The organism is Streptomyces sp. NBC_01264 (assembly GCF_026340675.1).
Classification (GTDB): domain Bacteria; phylum Actinomycetota; class Actinomycetes; order Streptomycetales; family Streptomycetaceae; genus Streptomyces.
Map to the genome: position 1 here is coordinate 792846 of NZ_JAPEOX010000002.1, position 18156 is coordinate 811001.

General features: G+C 74.0%; 19 protein-coding genes. 5 read left to right on the forward strand and 14 right to left on the reverse strand.

Annotated features, from left to right (window positions below):
* Window positions 1–9: 9 nt before the first annotated feature.
* Complete coding sequence (locus OG435_RS36500) at window positions 10–1203, reverse strand: cytochrome P450 family protein (RefSeq protein ID WP_266883666.1); 1194 nt, start codon at window positions 1201–1203, stop codon at window positions 10–12.
* A 115-nt stretch (window positions 1204–1318) separates the two neighbouring features.
* Here OG435_RS36500 and OG435_RS36505 point away from each other — a divergent pair, with 115 nt between their 5' ends.
* On the forward strand, window positions 1319–2083 hold the full coding sequence (locus tag OG435_RS36505; RefSeq protein WP_266883668.1) for a dienelactone hydrolase family protein: 765 nt from the start codon (window positions 1319–1321) through the stop codon (window positions 2081–2083).
* Window positions 2084–2157: 74 nt separating this feature from the next.
* On the opposite strand, the gene OG435_RS36510 is transcribed toward OG435_RS36505, so the two are convergent.
* From OG435_RS36510 to OG435_RS36520, 3 genes are all read right to left on the reverse strand, one after another.
* Window positions 2158–3948: an Ig-like domain-containing protein gene (locus tag OG435_RS36510; protein WP_266883670.1), complete on the reverse strand. Its 1791-nt coding sequence runs from the start codon at window positions 3946–3948 to the stop codon at window positions 2158–2160.
* Window positions 3949–3953: 5 nt separating this feature from the next.
* Complete coding sequence (locus tag OG435_RS36515) at window positions 3954–5033, reverse strand: hypothetical protein (RefSeq protein WP_266883672.1); 1080 nt, start codon at window positions 5031–5033, stop codon at window positions 3954–3956.
* 182 nt (window positions 5034–5215) lie between these two features.
* Window positions 5216–5626 (reverse strand): organic hydroperoxide resistance protein, encoded by a 411-nt coding sequence (locus tag OG435_RS36520; RefSeq protein WP_266883675.1) that lies wholly within the window; start codon window positions 5624–5626, stop codon window positions 5216–5218.
* Window positions 5627–5753: 127 nt separating this feature from the next.
* On the opposite strand from OG435_RS36520, the gene OG435_RS36525 reads away from it, so the two are divergent.
* Complete coding sequence (locus OG435_RS36525; RefSeq protein WP_266883677.1) at window positions 5754–6227, forward strand: MarR family winged helix-turn-helix transcriptional regulator; 474 nt, start codon at window positions 5754–5756, stop codon at window positions 6225–6227.
* Here OG435_RS36525 and OG435_RS36530 read toward each other — a convergent pair.
* From OG435_RS36530 to OG435_RS36550, 5 genes are all read right to left on the reverse strand, one after another.
* Window positions 6190–6870, reverse strand: a complete 681-nt coding sequence (locus tag OG435_RS36530) for a cytochrome b/b6 domain-containing protein (RefSeq protein WP_266883679.1) — start codon at window positions 6868–6870, stop codon at window positions 6190–6192. The genes OG435_RS36525 and OG435_RS36530 overlap by 38 nt on opposite strands.
* Complete coding sequence (locus OG435_RS36535) at window positions 6854–7519, reverse strand: molybdopterin-dependent oxidoreductase (RefSeq protein WP_266886405.1); 666 nt, start codon at window positions 7517–7519, stop codon at window positions 6854–6856. Before OG435_RS36535 ends, OG435_RS36530 begins: the two co-directional genes overlap by 17 nt.
* Before the next feature lie 259 nt (window positions 7520–7778).
* Entirely contained in the window at window positions 7779–9140 is a 1362-nt protein-coding gene (locus tag OG435_RS36540) for an FAD-dependent oxidoreductase (RefSeq protein ID WP_266883681.1), read from the reverse strand.
* Between the two features lie 104 nt (window positions 9141–9244).
* On the reverse strand, window positions 9245–9574 hold the full coding sequence (locus OG435_RS36545) for a hypothetical protein (protein WP_266883683.1): 330 nt from the start codon (window positions 9572–9574) through the stop codon (window positions 9245–9247).
* Between the two features lie 95 nt (window positions 9575–9669).
* Entirely contained in the window at window positions 9670–10389 is a 720-nt protein-coding gene (locus tag OG435_RS36550; protein ID WP_266883685.1) for a hypothetical protein, read from the reverse strand.
* 102 nt (window positions 10390–10491) lie between these two features.
* Between OG435_RS36550 and OG435_RS36555 the strand changes: the two genes are divergently transcribed.
* Together OG435_RS36555 and OG435_RS36560 are read left to right on the forward strand one after the other, a co-directional pair.
* Entirely contained in the window at window positions 10492–11025 is a 534-nt protein-coding gene (locus OG435_RS36555; RefSeq protein WP_266883687.1) for an HAD domain-containing protein, read from the forward strand.
* A gap of 187 nt (window positions 11026–11212) precedes the next feature.
* Window positions 11213–11947: an HNH endonuclease family protein gene (locus tag OG435_RS36560; protein WP_266883689.1), complete on the forward strand. Its 735-nt coding sequence runs from the start codon at window positions 11213–11215 to the stop codon at window positions 11945–11947.
* Between the two features lie 6 nt (window positions 11948–11953).
* Here OG435_RS36560 and OG435_RS36565 read toward each other — a convergent pair whose 3' ends face one another.
* From OG435_RS36565 to OG435_RS36580, 4 genes are all read right to left on the reverse strand, one after another.
* Window positions 11954–13147 carry a hypothetical protein gene (locus OG435_RS36565; protein WP_266883691.1) on the reverse strand — a complete coding sequence of 398 codons (1194 nt, stop codon included), beginning with the start codon at window positions 13145–13147 and terminating at the stop codon, window positions 11954–11956.
* A gap of 156 nt (window positions 13148–13303) precedes the next feature.
* The gene (locus tag OG435_RS36570; RefSeq protein ID WP_266883693.1) at window positions 13304–13837 is read right to left on the reverse strand and encodes a GNAT family N-acetyltransferase; all 534 of its coding nucleotides are present in this window, start codon (window positions 13835–13837) and stop codon (window positions 13304–13306) included.
* 82 nt (window positions 13838–13919) lie between these two features.
* Window positions 13920–14924: an isopenicillin N synthase family dioxygenase gene (locus OG435_RS36575; RefSeq protein ID WP_266883695.1), complete on the reverse strand. Its 1005-nt coding sequence runs from the start codon at window positions 14922–14924 to the stop codon at window positions 13920–13922.
* Window positions 14925–15025: 101 nt separating this feature from the next.
* The gene (locus OG435_RS36580) at window positions 15026–16114 is read right to left on the reverse strand and encodes a GNAT family N-acetyltransferase (protein WP_266883697.1); all 1089 of its coding nucleotides are present in this window, start codon (window positions 16112–16114) and stop codon (window positions 15026–15028) included.
* 201 nt (window positions 16115–16315) lie between these two features.
* Between OG435_RS36580 and OG435_RS36585 the strand changes: the two genes are divergently transcribed.
* The gene (locus OG435_RS36585) at window positions 16316–17068 is read left to right on the forward strand and encodes a VOC family protein (RefSeq protein ID WP_266886407.1); all 753 of its coding nucleotides are present in this window, start codon (window positions 16316–16318) and stop codon (window positions 17066–17068) included.
* A 51-nt stretch (window positions 17069–17119) separates the two neighbouring features.
* Here the strand turns inward: OG435_RS36585 and OG435_RS36590 are convergent, their stop codons facing one another.
* A complete protein-coding gene (locus tag OG435_RS36590; protein ID WP_266883699.1) occupies window positions 17120–18154 on the reverse strand; it encodes a PHP domain-containing protein in 1035 nt (344 codons plus the stop codon).
* Window positions 18155–18156 lie beyond the last annotated feature (2 nt).

Genomic DNA, 18156 nt, shown 5'->3' on the forward strand with positions numbered 1-18156 from the left:
CGGCCGGGGCTACCAGCGGACCGGGAGGCGGCTCACGCCGTGCATCAGGCTGCCCGGGAGCCAGGCCGGCGGGCCGGCCGCCGGGTCCTCGGCGAGGTCGGGGAAGCGTTCGAGCAGGGACCGGATGGCGATGCGGCCCTCCATGCGGGCCAGCGGGGCGCCGATGCAGAAGTGGATCCCGTGGCCGAAGGCCAGGTGGCCCTGCGGGGCGCGGCCGATGTCGAACGCACCGGGGTCCGCGAAGCGGGCGGGGTCGCGGTCGGCGCCGGCCAGGGAGACGAACACGGTGGCCCCCGCCGGGATGGTGGTGCCGCCCACGTCGAGGGGTTCGCGGGCGCAGCGGAACGTGGTGTGCTGCACGGGGCCGTCGTAGCGGAGCATCTCCTCGACCGCCCCGTCGATCAGCCCGTCGAAGTCCCCGCGCAGCGCGGCCAGTTGGGCGGGATGGGCGAGCAGGGCCCGTACGCCGTTGGAGATGAGGTTCACGGTGGTCTCGTGCCCCGCGACCAGCAGCAGGAAGGCCATCCCGATGACCTCGTCGGAGGACAGCGAGTCGCCGTCCTCGTCGCTGGTGCGGATCAGCGCGCTGAGCAGGTCCTCGCCGGGTTCCTTGGACTTGTCCCCGATGAGTTCCACGAGGTACGCCCCCAGCTCCCGGTTCGCGGAGCTGTTCGCCTCGGCCGAGGTGGGCGAGACGATCTCGTTGGACCAGGAGCGGAATCTGGCCCGGTCCAGGTCCGGGACGCCGAGGAGCTCGCAGATCACGGTCATCGGGAGCGGGAACGCCAGCGCGTCGACGAGGTCGCCGCCGCGCCCCGGGCGGGCGGCCATCGCGTCGAGCAGCTCATCGGTGATCTGCTGGACGCGCGAGCGCATGCCTTCCATCCGGCGCGCGGTGAACTCCCGTGCGACCAGGCGCCGCAGCCGGGTGTGGTGGGGCGGGTCGGATTCCAGCATGTTGGAGTTCACGGCGCTGAGCTGGGCGTCCGGGAAAGCGCCCGCGGTGCGCCAGTCCTTGGACAGCGCCGGGTGGTTGAGCGCACGGCGCGCGTCCTCGTACCCGACGATCATCCAGCTCGGCTCGGCCTCGCCGGCGGCGAGGATGATCCGGTGCACGGGCCCCGCCGCACGCATCCTCTCGTAGAACGCGTACGGGTCGGCATCGAACTCTTCCGCGTCGGCGCTGATGTCCACTACTGGCATCGGACCACGGTACGCCCCCGATTGGGGTCCGGCGAGGGCGGTTTCCGGACACTCCGGGGCAAGACCCCGATCACGGTAGTCTGCGGCCTTCGCCATACGAAAGAGGGGGACGGCCATGACGACCGCATGCGAGGTAGTCCGGACGCCGGTGGACATCGCCACTCGGGACGGCGCCGCCGATGCCTATCTGGCCCGGCCCGACGACGAAGGCCCGTACCCCGGGGTGCTGCTGTACGCGAACGCCCTCGGGATCCGCCCGCACGTCAAGTCGGTGGCGGACCGGATCGCGGCGGCCGGCTACGTGGTCCTGATGCCCAACCTCTTCTACCGGCACGGGCGCACACCGGTGTTCGAGCTCCCGGAGTTCGTGGACTTCGACCGGCAGTCGGAGCTCGTCGACCGGGTCGGACCGGTCCTCGAATCGCTGACCGCCGAGCTGGCGATGCGCGATGCCGAGGCCTACCTCGAGTGGCTCGCGGGCCTCACCCAGGTCGCCGCCGGGCCGGTGGCGATCACGGGGTACTGCCTGGGCGCCCGGCTGGCCCTGCTCACGGCGGGGACGTATCCCGAGCGGGTGGCCGCCGCGGCCGGTTTCCACGGCGGGTTCCTGGCCACGGACGCGGCGGACAGTCCGCACCTGGTGGCGCCCCGGGTCACCGCCGAGCTGTACTTCGGCCACGCGGACCAGGACCCGTCGCTGCCGGCCGAGGAGATCGACCGGCTGGGGAAGGCCCTCGCGGCGGCGGGCGTCCGCCATCGGGCCGAGGTGTACGAGGGCGCGGCGCACGGCTACACCCTGGCGGACACGAGCTCCTACCACGCGGCCTCGGACGAGCGGCACTGGTCCGCGCTATTCGCGCTGCTGGACCGGACGTTCTGAGCCCCGCGGGCCCGGCGTCCTGCCGGGCCCGCGGAGCTACGGAGCTACGGAGCTACGCGGCTGCGCGGATCGGGTCACCGGCACTGGCCGGACCGGGGTCCGACGACCGTGGTTCCGGTGACGCGCGGCGCCGGTTCGTTGGCCTCGCAGCGCAGCGGCCCGAGCAGCCGGTCGCCCGAGAACTCGACGCCTCCGGTGTTGGCTTCCAGGGTGACCGGACCGGTGATCGTGTTCCCGGCGCAGACGGGGGCGGCCCCCTCGTCCGCGGCGGAACCGATCACCACGGAACCGCTGGTGTTCCGTACGCCGACCGGGCCGGTCAGCGTGGATCCGCAGACGGACACCGCGAGCGCGCCGTCGGCGGAGAGCGGACCGGTGACGCGGCCGTCCGCTACGGACAGCGCACCGCCGGGCCGGACGGTGAGCGGACCGCTCTGGCTCCCGCCGGAGGCGATGCAGAGCGATTCCCCGGCCGCCACGGTCAGTGGCACCCGGTGGTCGGTCGTGATGCAGGGCCGGCTGAAGCCGACGGTGATGTCGGCCGGTTCACCCGCGGAGCTGCCCGTGTGGTCGGCGTCCGGGGTGTACGAGGCGCTGATCCGGTGGGCGCCGGGGCGCAGCGCGCTCGTGGTGAAGCGGGCCCGTCCGGAGTCGAGCGCGACGGTGGCGAGCGGGGTGGCGCCCTCCGAGAAGGTGACGCTGCCGCCCGGTGCGGCGGCCGGGTCGCCGGAGCCCGTCACGGTCGCGGTCAGGGCGACGGCGTGCCCGAACAGCGGGGTGCCGGTGTCCGTGGTGAGGGTGGTCGACGTCCCGTAGCGGAAGGAGACGACGGCCTCGCCGTCGCCGTGCTGGACGCCCGATGCGAGCGCTGCCCCGGAGACACCGGTCTCGGGTCCGGCCGCGTAGCCGCTGCCGCCACCGCCGCCGGCTCCGTAGAGGTTGCCGGGGTTGCCGCCGCCGGAGCCGCCGCCCCCGCCGAACCAGCCGCCGCCTCCTCCTCCGCCGCCGTTGCCGCCGCGGCCGCCGTTGCCCCCGGTACCGCCGGAGCCGGGGTTGGGCAGGCCGGTGTGCTGGTCGATGTCGCTCGCGTTGCCTCCTCCGGCGCCGATCGGGTTGGTGCGGGTGCCGGTGCCGTGCCGGGTCTGCGTGCCGCCGGTGCCGCCGGCGCCGGACCCCTCGGGGCCGCCGCCCTGGCCGCCGTCCTCTCCGGCGGGACCGCCGCCGTCGCCGCCGCGCAGCAGGGGGCCGCCGTTGCCGGCTCCTCCGCCGGCGCCGGCCACCAGGATCCGGTCGGCCGGGCCGAAGGCGCCGGTGCGCAGGTCGGTGGCGCCGCCGCCGGAGCCTCCGCCGCCGTGCGCGCCGCCGCCGCCGGTGCCGTGGCCGAAGCCGCCGGGCCGGGCGTACTCGCCGTGCCGGGAGGTGCCGGAACTGCCGACGCCTCCCCGGGTGATCTGGAGGACCTGGCCGGGGGTCACGGCGAGGACCGCGTGGGTCCGGCCGCCGAGGCCGCCGGGTGCGCCCTCGTTCGGCGGGTTCGGGGAGACGAAGCCGGCGGCGCTGCCGCCTTCGGCTCCGTACAGGTCGACGGTCAGGGCGCTCACCCCGGCGGGCACGGTGAAGACGTCCGTGCCCGCGGTGGCGTACGTACAGGTGGGCGGCGAGCTGGTGAAGACGCCCGCCGGGCCGCAGGGTCCGGCCGGCGCCTCGGCCGGGTCGGCGGACGCGGTGAGGGGTACCACCAGGGCGGCGAGGAGGCCGGCCGCACCGAGGACCAGTGCGGTCCGGGAGCCGGAGCGGGAGCCGGGAGCGGGTCTGCGTGAGGTCATGGTCCTGATCGGGTCGGCGGGGGAACGGAGGTCGGTCACGGCGCTCAGACTCCGTCGTCGGCGCACAGCGCCCAGGCGTCGGTGTAGGTGCTGGGCGAGCTTCCGCCGCCCGTGTGGGCGTAGGCCGTCCAGGAGGAGGCCGTGGTGGTCCCGTCGCCGACCGGGATGCCGCCGGAGTTGCTGGGGTAGCTGCCGTTGAGGTGGTCGCCCGGCGAGCCCGGTCCCGTGAAGGCGGTGGTCGTCACGCTGCCGCCGCTGACGGCCGCGCCACCGCTGATCAGCTTTCCGTCGTTGCCGCCGCAGCCGACCGTCGCGGTCTGGCCCGACGTGGCCGCGGTCGGGCCGCTGACCTCGCTGTGGCTCACCTTGACCGTGGCGCCGCCGATGCTGATGTTGCCGCCGCTGCAGATCGCGTAGGCGTACGTCGTGTTGCCGGTGCCGCCGCCACCGCCGTTCCAGCCGACCGCGGACCAGGAGTCGGGGTTGGTCTCGCCGTCGGCCGCGGCCTTCTGGCCGTAGGCGTGCCCGGCGTCGTTGAAGGTGGGGAAGGAGGCGATCGGCTTGAGGCTGCCGACGTCGGCCGGGGTGATCCGGGCGCCGCCGCCGAGGAGGCGGGTGTTGGCCGGGCAGGTGGCGGTGACGAGGCCGACCGTGGAGGCGGCGGTGGGTCCGGCGGCCTTGTTCATCACCACCTGGGTGTGGTTGATCAGGCTGCTGGTGAAGCACATCGCGTAAGGGGTGCTGGAGAACGAGGCGTTGACCGCTCCCCCGCTGCCGCCGATGCCGAGCCAGCGCGTCACGTCGGTGCCGACGACACCCGTCGAACCGGTGTACTCGGTGCTGCCGTCGGGGCTCGGCGAGCTGCCGTTCACCTTGTTCCCGTTGGACGAAGTCCCGGTGCCGATGGCCTGGTTGATCCCGCCACCGGATATGAGCCCCGAGGAGCAGTCGGCATGGGTGGAGATCTCGGAGAAGGCCGCCGCGGGGCCGGCCGTGGCCCCCGGAGTCCTCACCGTCACGCCGACGGTGTTCGCGTAGGCCGATCCCGGCGCCAGAAGGGCCAGGAGGGCGCCGATGACCAGTGACTTCCCTGCGACGGCGCGCCGCAGAACTGTCTTTGGCATGTAGTTGCCTCCCTCATCCAGAGTCGCGCATGCGGACTGTAACAGTCCTTTTCGCGCGCATCTACAGCGAGAACAGGCTGTCTCACCTAGCAGATAAGGGGTTACTCCTCGGTCGGCGGCCGCACCGCGACAGGGCGGCGGCTCGGGCATCTCGCCCAGAGCCGCCGCCCTGGACGACCGGACTACTCGACGACGAGCTCGACGGGGATGTTGCCGCGCGTGGCCCGGGAGTAGGGGCAGACCTCGTGGGCCTGCTTGACCAGCAGCTCGCCGGTCTCACCGAGCAGGGCCTCGGGGAGTTCCACGCGCAGGACCACGGCCAGACCGAAGCCCTCGCCGTCCTTGCCGATGGAGACCTCCGAGGTCACCGAGACCTCGCTGGTGTCGACCTTGGCCTGGCGGCCGACCAGCCCGAGGGCGCTGGCGAAGCAGGCGGCGTAGCCGGCCGCGAAGAGCTGCTCGGGGTTGGTGCCCAGGCCGCTGCCACCGAGGGCCGGCGGCATGGCCAGCGCCAGGTCGATCTGGCCGTCGGAGCTGACGGCGCGGCCTTCGCGGCCGTTGGCGGTGGCGACAGCGGTGTAGATCGCGTCCATCTCGGGGGTTCCTCTCAAGGGGCGGAGGCGGGGCCGCCGACCGGCGACCTCGCTCCATCAATATGGCACACAATTAAGTTGTGCACAATTCAGTTGCCGACACGGCGGCCCGGGTACACTTGCCTCCATGACCGAGCAACCGACCGACGCCCTCCCCGACCAGGACTTCCTGCGCCTCGACAGCCAGATCTGCTTCGCGCTGGGCGCGGCGAACCGCGCCTTCGGCGGGCTCTACCGGGTCGTCCTGAAGGACCTCGGGCTGACCTACCCCCAGTACCTGGTGATGCTGGTGCTGTGGGAGCACGGGGAGATGCCGGTCAAACAGCTCGGGCAGCACCTGCGGCTCGACTCGGGCACGCTCTCCCCCCTCCTCAAGCGGCTGGAGGCGACCGGCCTGATCGTGCGCGAGCGCAGCGCGGCGGACGAACGGTCCGTGCACGTACGGCCCACCGGGGCCGGTACGGCCCTGCGCGCGCGGGCCGTCGAGGTACCGCGGCGCATCGCGGCCGCGACCGGCTTCGAACTCGCCGAGGTCAAGGACCTTCAGGACCGCCTGCGGCGGCTCACCGCCGCCCTGGACGCGGCGGTGGGGCCGGAGTAGGGGCTGCGGCCTTCCCGTCGGAGGTTCCTTTCGGACGCCACAGGGGGTGCTCGCGCCGCGCCCAGTCGGCGGCCACCGAGCCCGTCCGCATGCCGTGCCGGGCCTCCGGGTCGCGGGCGGCCATCATGACGTGGCCCCCGACGCCCACCGTCATGGCGATGGCCAGCCAGTCGTGGACGAAGGTGGCCCCGGTCCGCAGGGGCAGCGGGGCCAGCCCGGTGAACCACATCAGCAGACCGGTGCCGAGCATCACGAGGGCGGCCCCGGCGCTCCAGCTCGCGTAGAGCTTCTGCCCGGCGTTGAACTTGCCCGCCGGGCGCGCGGCCGGCCGGCGGTCGCGGCGCAGGGCGGAGCGCAGCCAGGTACGGTCGTGCGGGCCGAAGCGGTTCAGCCGGCGCAGGTCCCCGCGGAAGGCCCGGGAGCCGAGCCCCAGCAGGACGGGCGCGGGGATCAGCAGTCCGGACCACTCGTGGACGGTGACCACGAGGTGGCGCCGGCCCACGAGTTCGGCGAGGGGCGGCAGGTAGAGGCAGGCGGCGGTCGCCAGGCACACCCCGGTCAGGATGGCGGTGGCCAGGTGGACCCGCCGCACGGCGGGGCCGAACCGGTCCACGCGGGCGGGGTGTTCAGACGGTCGGGGCATCGTCGCGTCCGTTCGACTTGCCGACCCAGGCGTCGACGTCGTAGCCGAGTTCCTCCCAGTAGCCCGGCTGGACGTCCCGGGTGACGGTGATGCCCGAGAGCCATTTCGCCGACTTGTAGAAGTACATGGGGGCCACGTAGAGGCGGACCGGGCCGCCGTGGGCGTGACTGAGGGGCTTGTCCTGCATGTTCAGGGCGACCATGACGTCCTCGCGGCGGGCCTGCGGGAGCGTGAGGCTCTCGGTGTAGGTGCCGTCGAAGCAGGTGAAGCGGATCGCGCGGGCCTCGGGGCGGACCCCGGCGGCGTCCAGCAGCCGGAAGAGCGGGACGCCCTCGAAGGGGGTCCCGGGGACCCGCCAGCCCGTCACGCACTGGACGTCGCGGACGATCCTGGCCCTCGGAAGGGCGCGCAGCGCGTCGAGGGTGTACGTGGCCGGGCGCTCGACCAGGCCGTCGACGGTCAACCGATAGTCGGCCGGGCCGCGTTCGGGAACCGAGGAGGCGACGGAGTAGTACCGGAACCCGCCGCCGCCGGGCAGCAGTCCGGTGAGCCCGGTGGGGTCCTTGCTCGCGGCGGAGCCCAGTACGGCGTCGAACCCCGTCTGGAGCTTCGGCCCGAGGGCCAGACCGAGGGCGCCGAGCCCCACCATGCCGAGGACCAGCCGCCGGCCCACGGGGGCACCGCGGCCGTCGGGGTCGGGGTCGGGGTCAAGGCCGGGATCGGAACCGGGGTCACGGCCCGGGCCGGGTTGCTGGTCTGTGCTCACCTGGTGATTCGACCACTGCGGGACCCGGGCCGCCAGGGTCCGGGCGCGCACGTCAGACTTCCGTAAGACGCACTCACGCGCCCGGCGGCCCGGCCGGGCCCGCGCACGGCGGGACCGACCGGACTACGGGACCGGGAGCCGACTACGCCCCGCTCGCCTCGAGCATGTCCTCGCGCTCCACGAGCTTCACGCGCGCGCGGCCCTGCGGCTCGCCCAGCGCCTTCTCGGCGGCGTCGAGCTTGTACCAGCCCTCCCACGTCGTGAAGCGGACCTCCTTCTGCGCGAGGAAGGTCTCGACCGCCTCCGGCTCGGGAGCGGCCGGCGTCAGCAGGTTGCCGTCCGCGTGGTCGGCGAGCAGGCTGGCGACCGTCTCGTTCGCGTCGCCCTTGGTGTGGCCGATGAGGCCGATCGGGCCGCGGCGGATCCAGCCGGTGACGTACGTGGACGGCAGGTGCGCGCCGGCCTCGATGACGCGGCCGGCCTCGTCCGGAACCGTGCCGGAGTCGATGTCCCAGGGCAGCTTGGGCAGCTCGTCGGAGAGGTAGCCGACGGCGCGGTAGACGGACTGGACGTCCCAGTCGGTGAAGGCGCCGGTGCCCTTGACGTTGCCGGTGCCGTCGAGCTCGGTGCGCTCGGTGCGCAGGCCCACGACCCTGCCGTCCTCGCCGAGGATCTCGGTGGGCGACTCGAAGAAGTGCAGGAAGAGCTTGTGCGGGCGCTCGCCTATGTCGCGGATCGCCCAGTTCTCCAGGGTCTTGGCGACCATGTCGGTCTGCTTGTTCTTGCGGCGCTCGGCGATCGAGCCCTCGTCGTACTCGATGTCCTCGGGGTTGACGATGACCTCGATGTTCGGCGAGTGGTCCAGCTCGCGCAGCTCCATCGGGCTGAACTTGGCCTGCGCGGGGCCGCGGCGGCCGAAGACGTGGACTTCGAGGGCCTTGTTGGCCTTGAGGCCGTCGTAGACGTTCCCGGGGATCTCGGTCGGGAGCAGCTCGTCGGCGGTCTTGGCGAGGATCCGGGCCACGTCGAGGGCCACGTTGCCGACGCCGAGGACGGCGACCTTCTCGGCCTCCAGCGGCCAGGTGCGCGGCACGTCGGGGTGGCCGTCGTACCAGGAGACGAAGTCGGCGGCGCCGTAGGAGCCGTCGAGGTCGACACCGGGGATGGAGAGCGCGCGGTCCGCGGTGGCGCCGGTGGAGAAGATCACGGCGTCGTAGAAGGAGCGCAGCTCGTCGAGGCTGATGTCGTTCGGGTAGTCGACGTTGCCGAAGAGGCGGACCTGCGGCTTGTCGAGCACCTGGTGCAGGGCGGTGATGATGCCCTTGATGCGGGGGTGGTCGGGAGCGACGCCGTAACGGATCAGACCGAAGGGGGCCGGCATCCGTTCGAAGATGTCGATGGACACACCCGGCTCGACGGCCGCCTCGGACTTCAGCAGGGCGTCGGCGGCGTAGATGCCGGCGGGGCCGGCACCGACGATTGCTACCCGCAGGGGGCGAGGCATGGCTGGGTTCCCTTCGAACGGCGAAAAACTCGATCAAGAGAACCCTAAGCTAAGGGCAGCCTAACCCGGCACCCGCCCCCCGGTTATGCCCCCATAACCAAACCTTATGGCTTCCCCAAGCTCTGGTTGGGGTCTGCGTGGGACTCACGGGCGGTGAGCTGGCCCTGGACGAAAGCATCCGTATCGGGCGAGTACGGACCGCCGTGGTCGAAGAGCAGCTCCGTGATGCGCCGCCATTCCGCGACGGCGGCGCGGGTGGCGGCGTCGGCGCTCTCCAGGTCGCCCGCGGAGTCCACGGCCTCGGCCTCGGCGGCTTCGAGTGCCTCCTCGGTCTCGTGGTGGGTCAGGCCGGTGGCCTGCTCCCGTACCCGGGCGCGGGCCGCGCGCTCCCCGTCGGAGGGGACATGCGGTTCGTTGGCGGTGTCGTCGGTCACGGCGGTTCTGTCTCGGCTTCCTGTTTCGGGGATGGGGACGGTCGTCGTGGGCGGGCGTTCCGGGCGGGGCCGGGCCGGGCCGGGACGGCCCGGGGTCACCAGGTGTCGGTGACGGTCACGGGGAACTCCCCACGGGTACGAACCGTGACCGTGACCGCATCCGTACCCCCGTACACCTCGTGCCGCCAGGCCGCGAAGACCCGTACCACCCTGCGGGCGTCGTCGCCGCGGCCCTTGCCCACCGCGCGGGTGGTGAAGGTCACCTCCGCGATGCCGCTCCCGCGCACCCTGCGGACGCGGACCTCGCCGATGCCGTCCGCGGGGACGAACGTGTCCTCGTCGGTGCGGTGCTCCGCGTAATAGGCGACGAAGTCCCGCTTCATGTCGAACCACCCGGCCGCGCCGCAGGGACCCGCGCCATTGGTGGCGGCGCCGGGTCCGGAGGTGCCGTCCGTGGGCGGGTCGGGCGCGCCGGTGTCCTCATCGGTGGGCGGACCGGCGGGGCCGCCCGACTCCTCGTCGGTCGGGGGACCGGCGTAGCCCCCGGTCCCCTCGTCGGTCGGCGGGCCCGCGTAGCCGCCCGTCCGCTCCTCCGTCGGGACGTCGGGCGCGGCGGTGGCCCCGCCCGCGCCGGCGTCCGTGCCCGTCGTCCCGTCCAGGTCGCAGCGCTCCGGACCGGGCACCGCCACGGGAGTGGCGAGTCGGGCCGCCTCCCCGGCCCGTACGGTGCCGCAGGCCGCGAGCCCGGCGCACAGGAGCACCACCAGCCCGGCCAGGGCGGTCCGCCCGGTCCGGGATACCGCAGTCGTCGTCATGTCATCTCCCCCTTCTGGCCGTGTAGAGGGCTCCTCGCGGGCCGCGGTTCCCTCGCGGGCCACCGTTCCCGCGGGTCCGGGGGCGTGGTATCGCTGTGCCGCATGACGAACACCCCGGCTCCCCCGATCCCCCTCGTGGCGCGGCCCGTGCTCTTCCTCGACGTGGACGGCCCCCTCATCCCGTTCGGGTCCCCGCAGGGCCACCCGGTCCACGAGTCCCCCGACGCGCCGGCCGGAGCGGACGGGCACCCCCTCCTCTCCCGGCTCGATCCCGCGCTCGGGCCGCGGCTCGCCGCTCTGCCGTGCGAGCTCGTCTGGGCCACGACCTGGATGGAGGACGCCAACGCCTGCGTCGCCCCCCGGCTCGGACTGCCGGACCTGCCCGTGGCGGACTGGCCCGAGCCCACCGCCGAGGACCTCCGGAGCGGCGCCCACTGGAAGACCGCCGGCCTCGTCGCGTGGGCGGCGGGCCGGGCGTTCGCCTGGGTCGACGACGAGATCGGCGACGCGGACCGCCGGTGGGTGACCGCCCACCACCCCGGCCCGGCGCTCCTCCACCGGGTCGACCCCCGGATCGGCCTCACGGACGCCGACTTCCCCGTCCTGGAGGCGTGGTTGCGCGCCCACGGCGCCTGAGCCCGGGCGGACGGAGACGGTCTACGGGAACCGCGCCGGCCCCGGCCCGGGGCCGCCCCCGGGCGTCACCCGGCGTGCGTCCGGGGAGCGTTCGCCGGCCGCCGTGCCAACGGGCCTGGCTTCGGGCCCCCTCCCGCATGGGTAGGCTTCCCGCGACACAGTGTGCGGCGGGGTTCGGGGTGGGGTCATGGGGCGTCAGATACGTGTGCCCGGTGCGGTACTGGCGGCCGTGGTGCTGCTGGCGCTCGCCGGTTGTTCGGAAGTGGGAAGCGGAGCCGGGGCCGGTCCCGGTGACGACCCGAAGCCGGGCGGCGCCGCGCCCGCCTCGTCATCCGCTCCCTCGGACGGGAAGCCCCCCACCGGCGACGTGCTCCCCGGCATGGTCACCGCCTCCGTGGCCCGTACGCAGTTGGCCGCGCTGAAGGTGGCGGCGCCGGGAACCATGTCGGGCTACAGCCGGGACAAGTTCACGCACTGGGCGGAGCAGGGCGACAAGTGCGACACCCGTGAGGTCATCCTCCAGCGGGACGGCGCCAAGGTGACCCGGGACTCCCAGTGCAAGGCCGTGTCCGGCACGTGGAAGAGCCTGTACGACGAGGTGGTGGTCACCGAGGCCTCGAAGATCGACATCGACCACATGGTGCCCCTCGCCGAGGGCTGGCGCTCCGGCGCGGCCGGCTGGGACGCCGCGAAGCGCAAGGCCTTCGCGAACGATCTGACGCACCCCCAGCTGCTGGCGGTGACGGCCTCCTCGAACCGGTCCAAGGGCGACCAGAGCCCCGACCTGTGGCAGCCGCCGTCGAAGAAGGCCTGGTGCCAGTACGGTCGGGCCTGGACCACGGTCAAGTCCACCTACGGTCTGACCGTCACCGAGCCCGAGAAGAAGATGCTCTCCACCATGCTGGACACCTGCGCGGGCTGACGCCGCTCACCCCAGGACCGCGATGCCCAGCGGACGCGACCCCGCCGCGAGCCGGCGGGTGCTGCCACTGTCGAGGTCCACGACCGTGATGCCGTTCCAGTAACCGTCGCGGGTGAAGCCCCCGGTGACGTAGGCCGTCCGCCCGTCCCGGGACACGGCCACGTCCTCGTGCGGCCCGTCCAGCGGGTACACCCGCTCCGAGCCGTCCGGCGAACGGACCGTGAGGGAGGGCCCCTTGCCCTGGCCCGGTTCCACCGCCCCCGTCCCGACCACGAGCAGGCGGCCGTCCGCCGTGGCCGCGGCCCCGTGCTGATGGGTGTCGGCGGTCATCTCCTCCACCGTGGTGCGGCCCGTGCGCGGATCCACCACCGCGAGCCGCTCGCCCTCGAAGGGCAGCAGCAGCATCCCGTCCGCCGGCCGTACGACGGCGTAGTGCGGCTTCAGCCAGGAACCGAGCCCGCCCTCCGTCCCGTACGGGGCGACCTCGATGCGGCGCGGCGCCGCCGGTGCCGTACTTTCGCCGGTCCCGCCGGTCCCGCCGGTCCCGCCGGTCCCGCCGGTCCCGACCGGTACGACGGTGACGTCGAAGGAGTCGTGGCCCGTGACGTACACCTCGGAGCCGTCGCGCGAGACGTCCACGTCGAAGGGCCGCCGGCCCACCGGTACCACCGCCGTGACCTCGGCCTTCGCCGTGTCGATGACCTCCAGGACGCCGGTGGTCCCGGGCACGTTGATCCCGACGTAAGCGTGCGCCCCGTCGGGCGAGAGCGCGATGCCCATGCCGCCGCCCCGGTACTCCCCGCCGGTCACGGGGCCGGTGCCGGTGGTGCGGTAGGGGATCAGGGCCGACCGGGTCCGCGTCCGCGTGTCCACGACGGCGACCCCGTCGGCCGTGGCCACCCAGGCCCGGCCGTCCGCGCCGACCACCAGGCCGTACGGGGCCCTGCCGACCGGCACCGAGCCGACCGCGCCGCGCTCCGGGTCCACGAAGGTCACGGTGTCGCCGCCGAAGTCGGCGACCAGGAGGGTGCCGCCCGGGGTGGTCGTGGCCGTCGGCAGCGGAGAGGCCGCGGGGGCGGCGGCCGGCGGCTCGCCGGGGGCGGAGCAGGCGCCGAGCAGCAGTGCTCCGGCGAGGGCCGCGAGGGCGGTACGGGTTCCGCGTACGCGGCGGCGCGGGTGCGGGCGGTCGTGCTGCGGCATGGGCGGTGCCCCTCTCGGTTCCGGGGGCGGGGCCGGTGGTGCGCCCGCTCCCCCGTACCCATCCTCACCTCGCGGGACCGCCCGACCGCTCGGCCCGGCGGCCGACAGCGGGGTCGGCCGATCGGTCGATGCGGGGACGCCTCCCTGAGGAGCGGATCAGCCCTCGTACTCCGTCAGGTCGATGCCGTGGAGGTTGAGGAGCGCGTGGGTCTCCGGGTGGTTGATGTCCTTCTCGGCGGTCATGCCCAGCTTGCGGATCACGTTCTCGGACTCGTCGTTGCCCGCCCGGTTCACGGCGACGACCCGGTCGAGACCGCGGTCCTGGAGGGCGAACTCCAGCGTGGCGTGCGCGGCCTCGGAGCCGTAGCCCTGCCCCCAGTAGGAGCGGCCGAGCCGCCAGGTGATCTCGGCCGCGGGCAGAACCTCGGGCAGCCACCACGGCATGGAGAGCCCGACGGCTCCGATGAGCTCCCCGGAGGCCAGCAGCTCCACGGCGAAGATCCCGAAGCCCTCCTCGTCCCACTCGTCCTCCCACCGCTCGATGGTCTCGGCGGTCCCCTCCAGATCGAGGGTCTCGCCGTCGCCGATCCAGCGCATCACCTCGGGGTCGGCGAGGATCTCCGACAGGGGGACGAGGTCGTCCTCGGACCAGCGGCGGAGGAGGAGGCGGGGGGTGCGGATCTCGGTCATGCCTCCCATCCTGCCGAACGCGCCGGACATCGCGTAATCGGGTCCCCCGGCGGGCCACCGGCCGTCTTCGACCGGGGCCCCGCTAGGCCTCCGGAACCGCCTGACCTGCCGCCGGCCCCCCCACCGGGACGGTGATCGCGTCGAGCTGCGCCCGCAGGTGGACGTGCGAGTCGACCGGCTCGTGCATGATCCGTCCCAGCGGCGCCGGGAGGGATTCCACCCGGGTGTGCGGATCGCACTCGTAGAAGTAGACGAGCGAGATCAGCTCCTCGGCGGGCGCGTCGGAGGGCGGCGGCAGCACCCGGTGACGGCCGGCCCGCCAGCGGTCGCCCGTCCAGCGCGCCATGAGGTCCCCGATGTTCACGGTGAGCGCGGCCGGATCGTAGGGGGCGTCCTGCCAGCCCTCGGCGTCGGTGTGGATCTGGAGCCCGCCCGCGCCCTGCTCGCGGTCCAGGACCGTGACGGTGCCGAAGTCGGTGTGTGCGCCGATGCGGAACTGGCCGGGCAGCGGCGGCCCGACGGTCTCGGTGCCGGGATACCAGTTGACGTTGAAACCCCAGGTGGGGTGGCCGGTGTGGCGGGTGAAATGGTCCGTGCCCAGGCCCAGGGCGCCGGCCAGCAGCTCCAGCAGCTCGTCGGAGAGCGCCCGCATCGCGGTCAGGTACTCCGTCACCAGCGGCCGCAGCGCGGGCACTTCGGCCGGCCACGCGTTGGGCCGGAACCACTCGGCGTCCACGGTGGGGATCCCGGTCGGGTCCTCCGCCGCCCAGGACCAGGATTCCTTGAGGTCGGGCGGGGAGGCCTCGCCCTCCGCGTAGCTGTTGGCCTCGGCGCCCGGGCCGAGCCAGCCCCGGCCGCCGACCGAGACGGCGTAAGGGGCCTTGGCGGCGGCCGGGAGCCGGAAGAAGGTCCGCGCCGCCTCCCGGATCCGCGCGGGCAGCCCCGGGTCCACGCCGTGCCCGGTCACCAGCAGGAACCCGGCCGCCTGGAGCGCCTCGTCGACGCGCGAGGCGACCTGCCGGCGCACCTCGGGCCCGCCGGAGCGCCACGGGCCGAGATCGATCGACGGGACCTGGGAACTCACCACGGCGGGACCTGCTTTCCGGATCGGGGGGCTGCCCGAGCCCCGCCCGGTCGGGTTCCGCCGGTCCCTGCCGGCCTGACCGGCAAGATCCGGCAGTCACACACCTAGGCCGTCTCTTTCGGGCTCAGGGTGTACCGGACCGTGCCTTCCCCGGAGCCCGCCTCCGTGAAACCGGCCCGTCTCAGTACCGCGCGCGAGGGTGCGTTGTCATGGTCCGCCTCGGCCGCCAGCAGGGTGCAGCCCGGCTGGTCGAAGGCCCAGCCGGAGAGGGCCTTCGCCGCTTCCGTGGCGTAGCCGTTGCCGCGCGCCGACGGGACGAGGTCGTAGCCCAGCTCGGCGCGGCCGTCGGCGTCCGGGGCCGAGTGGAATCCCATTCCGCCGATCGCCCGCCGGTCGCTCGCCCGGATGATGGCGTACGGGCCCCAGCCCGGGCGGTACGTCCCTTCCTCGCGCGCCTTGACCGTCATGCCCGCGGCGTACCGCGTGCCCTCTCCGGGCCCGTCCTCGGCCCAGACGAACCCTCCGGTGCCGCCCGCGTGCAGGTCGGCCGCCACGTTCGGAGTGATCTCGCAGAGCAGTACGCGCTCGGCCCGGACGGGGTGGAAGTACCAGCGCCAGATCGGCTGCCGGGACCGGCCGGGCAGGTCGCCCCTGCCGGTGGCCCACAGCAGGGTGCGCCAGGAGTCTTCGACGTCCCCGTGCGGAAGGTGCGGGAAGAGGCGGTCCAGGACCAGGGCGGGCAGCTCGGGGCCGGGCCGCCAGTCGTGCACGCCGAGGCCGCCGAGCACGTCGTGGGTGTGCAGCAGCGTCTCGATGACGCCCATCGCGGCGAAGCCGTCCGCGCCCGCCATCCCCGCCGGATGCCACGCGCGGACCTCCGGTCCGGCGAGGGGCACGACGGCGGACAGGAAGCGGCCGGAGGCGGTGATCATGTCGAGCAGCCCGGCCGGGGTGGTGCCCTCGTCCGCCCGGACCTCCAGGGGAACCCACGTGTCGGTGGCGCGCACCGCGAGCTGCGCGGCGTAGGAGACCAGGTCCTCGGCCACGTGCACGGCGGTGTCGTAGCAGCTCCAGTCCAGCCCGGCGGCCGGGGTGCTCCAGTCGCGGTGTGCCACCGCACGCAGTGCCTCGGTGGCGAGCGATACCGCCAGTTCGATGTCGGTGGCGGTCGCGGGGGAACCCTTGTACGTCATCCGGCGAACCCTAGGCTCCGTTCCCGCGAGCCGCCAAGGGGATATCCGTGCTCCGGTGGCGCGCCTGCGCGCCTGCGCCCCGGCCGGGGCGCTACTGCTTGTGCGTGGAAGGCGCGCTGACCGCGCCCCGGTGAAGGGCGGAGCAAAACGGTGGAGATTTCGACGAGGGACGTCTTCGGGGCGCCCTGCTGGGTGAGCCTGATGGCCCGGGACCTCGGCGCGGCACAGCGGTTCTACGGGGAGGTCGCGGGCTGGCGGTTCCGGACCGCGCGGCTCGGCGAGGGCTTCACCGTCGCCGAGCTGGACGGGATGCCGGTGGCCGGGATCGGGGCGCTGGCCGGGGATCTCGCGGTGGCCGTGGCCTGGACCCCGTACTTCGCGGTCGACGACGCCGACGTGGCGGCGGACCGGATCCGCGAACGCAGCGGCACGATCGCGGTCGGCCCGGTGTCCTTCGAGACCGGGGGCCGCGGGGCGCTCGCGGCGGACCGCGACGGGGCGGTGTTCGGGATCTGGGAGGGCCAGGTCTCCTCGGGCTGGCGGGTCGGTTCGGGACAGGCGCCGGCCTGGCTGGAGCTGCGCACCCGGGACGCCTTCGAGTCGGCGATCTTCTACGGGGAGGTGCTGGAGTGGGCCACCGGCCGCGCCGGGTGCTGCGAGGTCGCGTACGAGGAGGACCGGGTCGTGCTGCGCCAGGACGGGGAGCCGGTGGCACGCCTCGACAGCGGTCCCGTGGAGCCGGGTTCGTACAGTCCGTACACCCGGCCGCGCTGGCACGTGCACTTCCGGGTGCCCGTGCTGGAGGCGGCGGTGGAGGCGGCCGTCGCGCTGGGCGGCCGTACGGTGTCCGAACCCGGGTCGAGCGCGACCGAGCGATGGGTGTCCCTGCGCGATCCGGACGGGGCGCTCTTCACGCTCACCGCGTCGAGGACGGACGGCGGGGCCGACGGGTAGGCGGAGGCTGCGGGCCCTACCGGTCTGCCGGAGGTGCCGGGGCTGTCCGGGCTACGGCAGTTGGCGGGTGCGGGCCCAGGCGAGCAGTTCGGGGGCGGCCCAGGTGTTGACGACCCGGTCGGCCGTCACCCCGCATTCCAGGGCGCGTTCGCAGCCGAGGGTCTGCCAGTCGAGCTGTCCGGGGGCGTGCGCGTCGGTGTCGATCGCGAAGAGGGTGCCCGCGGCGACCGCGAGCCGCAGCAGCCGGCGCGGCGGGTCCAGCCGCTCCGGCCGGCTGTTGATCTCCACGGCGGCTCCCGACTCGGCGCAGGCCGCGAAGACGGCCTCGGCGTCGAACTCCGACTCCGGCCGGGTCCTGCCCGTCACCAGTCGCCCGGTGCAGTGGCCGAGGACGTCGAGGTGGGGGTTGCGTACGGCGGCGACCATCCGCCGGGTCATCGCGGCGGCGTCCATCCGGAGCTTGGAGTGGACGGAGCCGACGACGAGGTCCACCTCGGCCAGGAGTTCCGGCTCCTGGTCCAGCGAGCCGTCGTCGAGGATGTCGCACTCGATGCCGGTGAGCAGCCGGAACGGGGCCCAGGTCGCGTTGAGTTCGGCGACCGTGCGCAGTTGTTCCCGAAGCCGTTCCGGGGAGAGGCCCCGGGCGACGGTCAGGCGCGGCGAGTGGTCGGTGAGCACCGCCCAGTCGTGGCCGAGGGCGGCCGCGGCCCGGGCCATCGCCTCGATGGGGCTGCCGCCGTCCGACCAGTCGGAGTGCAGGTGGCAGTCGCCGCGCAGGGCGGCGCGCAGGGCGAGGGCCTCGGGGCCGGGCGGTGGGCCCGCGGGGTGGGCGGCGGCCTTCTCCTCCAGCCCCCGCAAGTAGGCGGGGATGGTTCCGCCGAGGGCCTCGCGGACGACCTGGGCGGTTTTCGGGCCGATGCCCTTGACCGCTTCGAGGGTGCCCGCGCGGACGCGTTCGGCCAGTTCGTCCTCGCCCATCCGGCCGACGGCGGCGGCCGCCGTGCGGAAGGCCTGGACCCGGTAGGTCGGCTCCTGGGCGCGTTCCAGCAGGAACGCGATCCGGTCCAGCGCGGCCACCGGGTCCATCG

Bases quoted from the DNA above. Each gene is read 5' to 3' on its own strand.
- OG435_RS36500 (WP_266883666.1), bottom strand. From the start codon at position 1,203: ATGCCAGTAGTGGACATCAGCGCCGACGCGGAAGAGTTCGATGCCGAC.
- OG435_RS36505 (WP_266883668.1), top strand. From the start codon at position 1,319: ATGACGACCGCATGCGAGGTAGTCCGGACGCCGGTGGACATCGCCACT.
- OG435_RS36515 (WP_266883672.1), bottom strand. From the start codon at position 5,033: ATGCCAAAGACAGTTCTGCGGCGCGCCGTCGCAGGGAAGTCACTGGTC.
- OG435_RS36520 (WP_266883675.1), bottom strand. From the start codon at position 5,626: ATGGACGCGATCTACACCGCTGTCGCCACCGCCAACGGCCGCGAAGGC.
- OG435_RS36525 (WP_266883677.1), top strand. From the start codon at position 5,754: ATGACCGAGCAACCGACCGACGCCCTCCCCGACCAGGACTTCCTGCGC.
- OG435_RS36530 (WP_266883679.1), bottom strand. From the start codon at position 6,870: ATGCCCCGACCGTCTGAACACCCCGCCCGCGTGGACCGGTTCGGCCCC.
- OG435_RS36535 (WP_266886405.1), bottom strand. From the start codon at position 7,519: ATGGTGGGGCTCGGCGCCCTCGGTCTGGCCCTCGGGCCGAAGCTCCAG.
- OG435_RS36540 (WP_266883681.1), bottom strand. From the start codon at position 9,140: ATGCCTCGCCCCCTGCGGGTAGCAATCGTCGGTGCCGGCCCCGCCGGC.
- OG435_RS36550 (WP_266883685.1), bottom strand. From the start codon at position 10,389: ATGACGACGACTGCGGTATCCCGGACCGGGCGGACCGCCCTGGCCGGG.
- OG435_RS36555 (WP_266883687.1), top strand. From the start codon at position 10,492: ATGACGAACACCCCGGCTCCCCCGATCCCCCTCGTGGCGCGGCCCGTG.
- OG435_RS36560 (WP_266883689.1), top strand. From the start codon at position 11,213: ATGGGGCGTCAGATACGTGTGCCCGGTGCGGTACTGGCGGCCGTGGTG.
- OG435_RS36565 (WP_266883691.1), bottom strand. From the start codon at position 13,147: ATGCCGCAGCACGACCGCCCGCACCCGCGCCGCCGCGTACGCGGAACC.
- OG435_RS36570 (WP_266883693.1), bottom strand. From the start codon at position 13,837: ATGACCGAGATCCGCACCCCCCGCCTCCTCCTCCGCCGCTGGTCCGAG.
- OG435_RS36580 (WP_266883697.1), bottom strand. From the start codon at position 16,114: ATGACGTACAAGGGTTCCCCCGCGACCGCCACCGACATCGAACTGGCG.
- OG435_RS36585 (WP_266886407.1), top strand. From the start codon at position 16,316: ATGGCCCGGGACCTCGGCGCGGCACAGCGGTTCTACGGGGAGGTCGCG.
- OG435_RS36590 (WP_266883699.1), bottom strand. From the start codon at position 18,154: ATGGACCCGGTGGCCGCGCTGGACCGGATCGCGTTCCTGCTGGAACGC.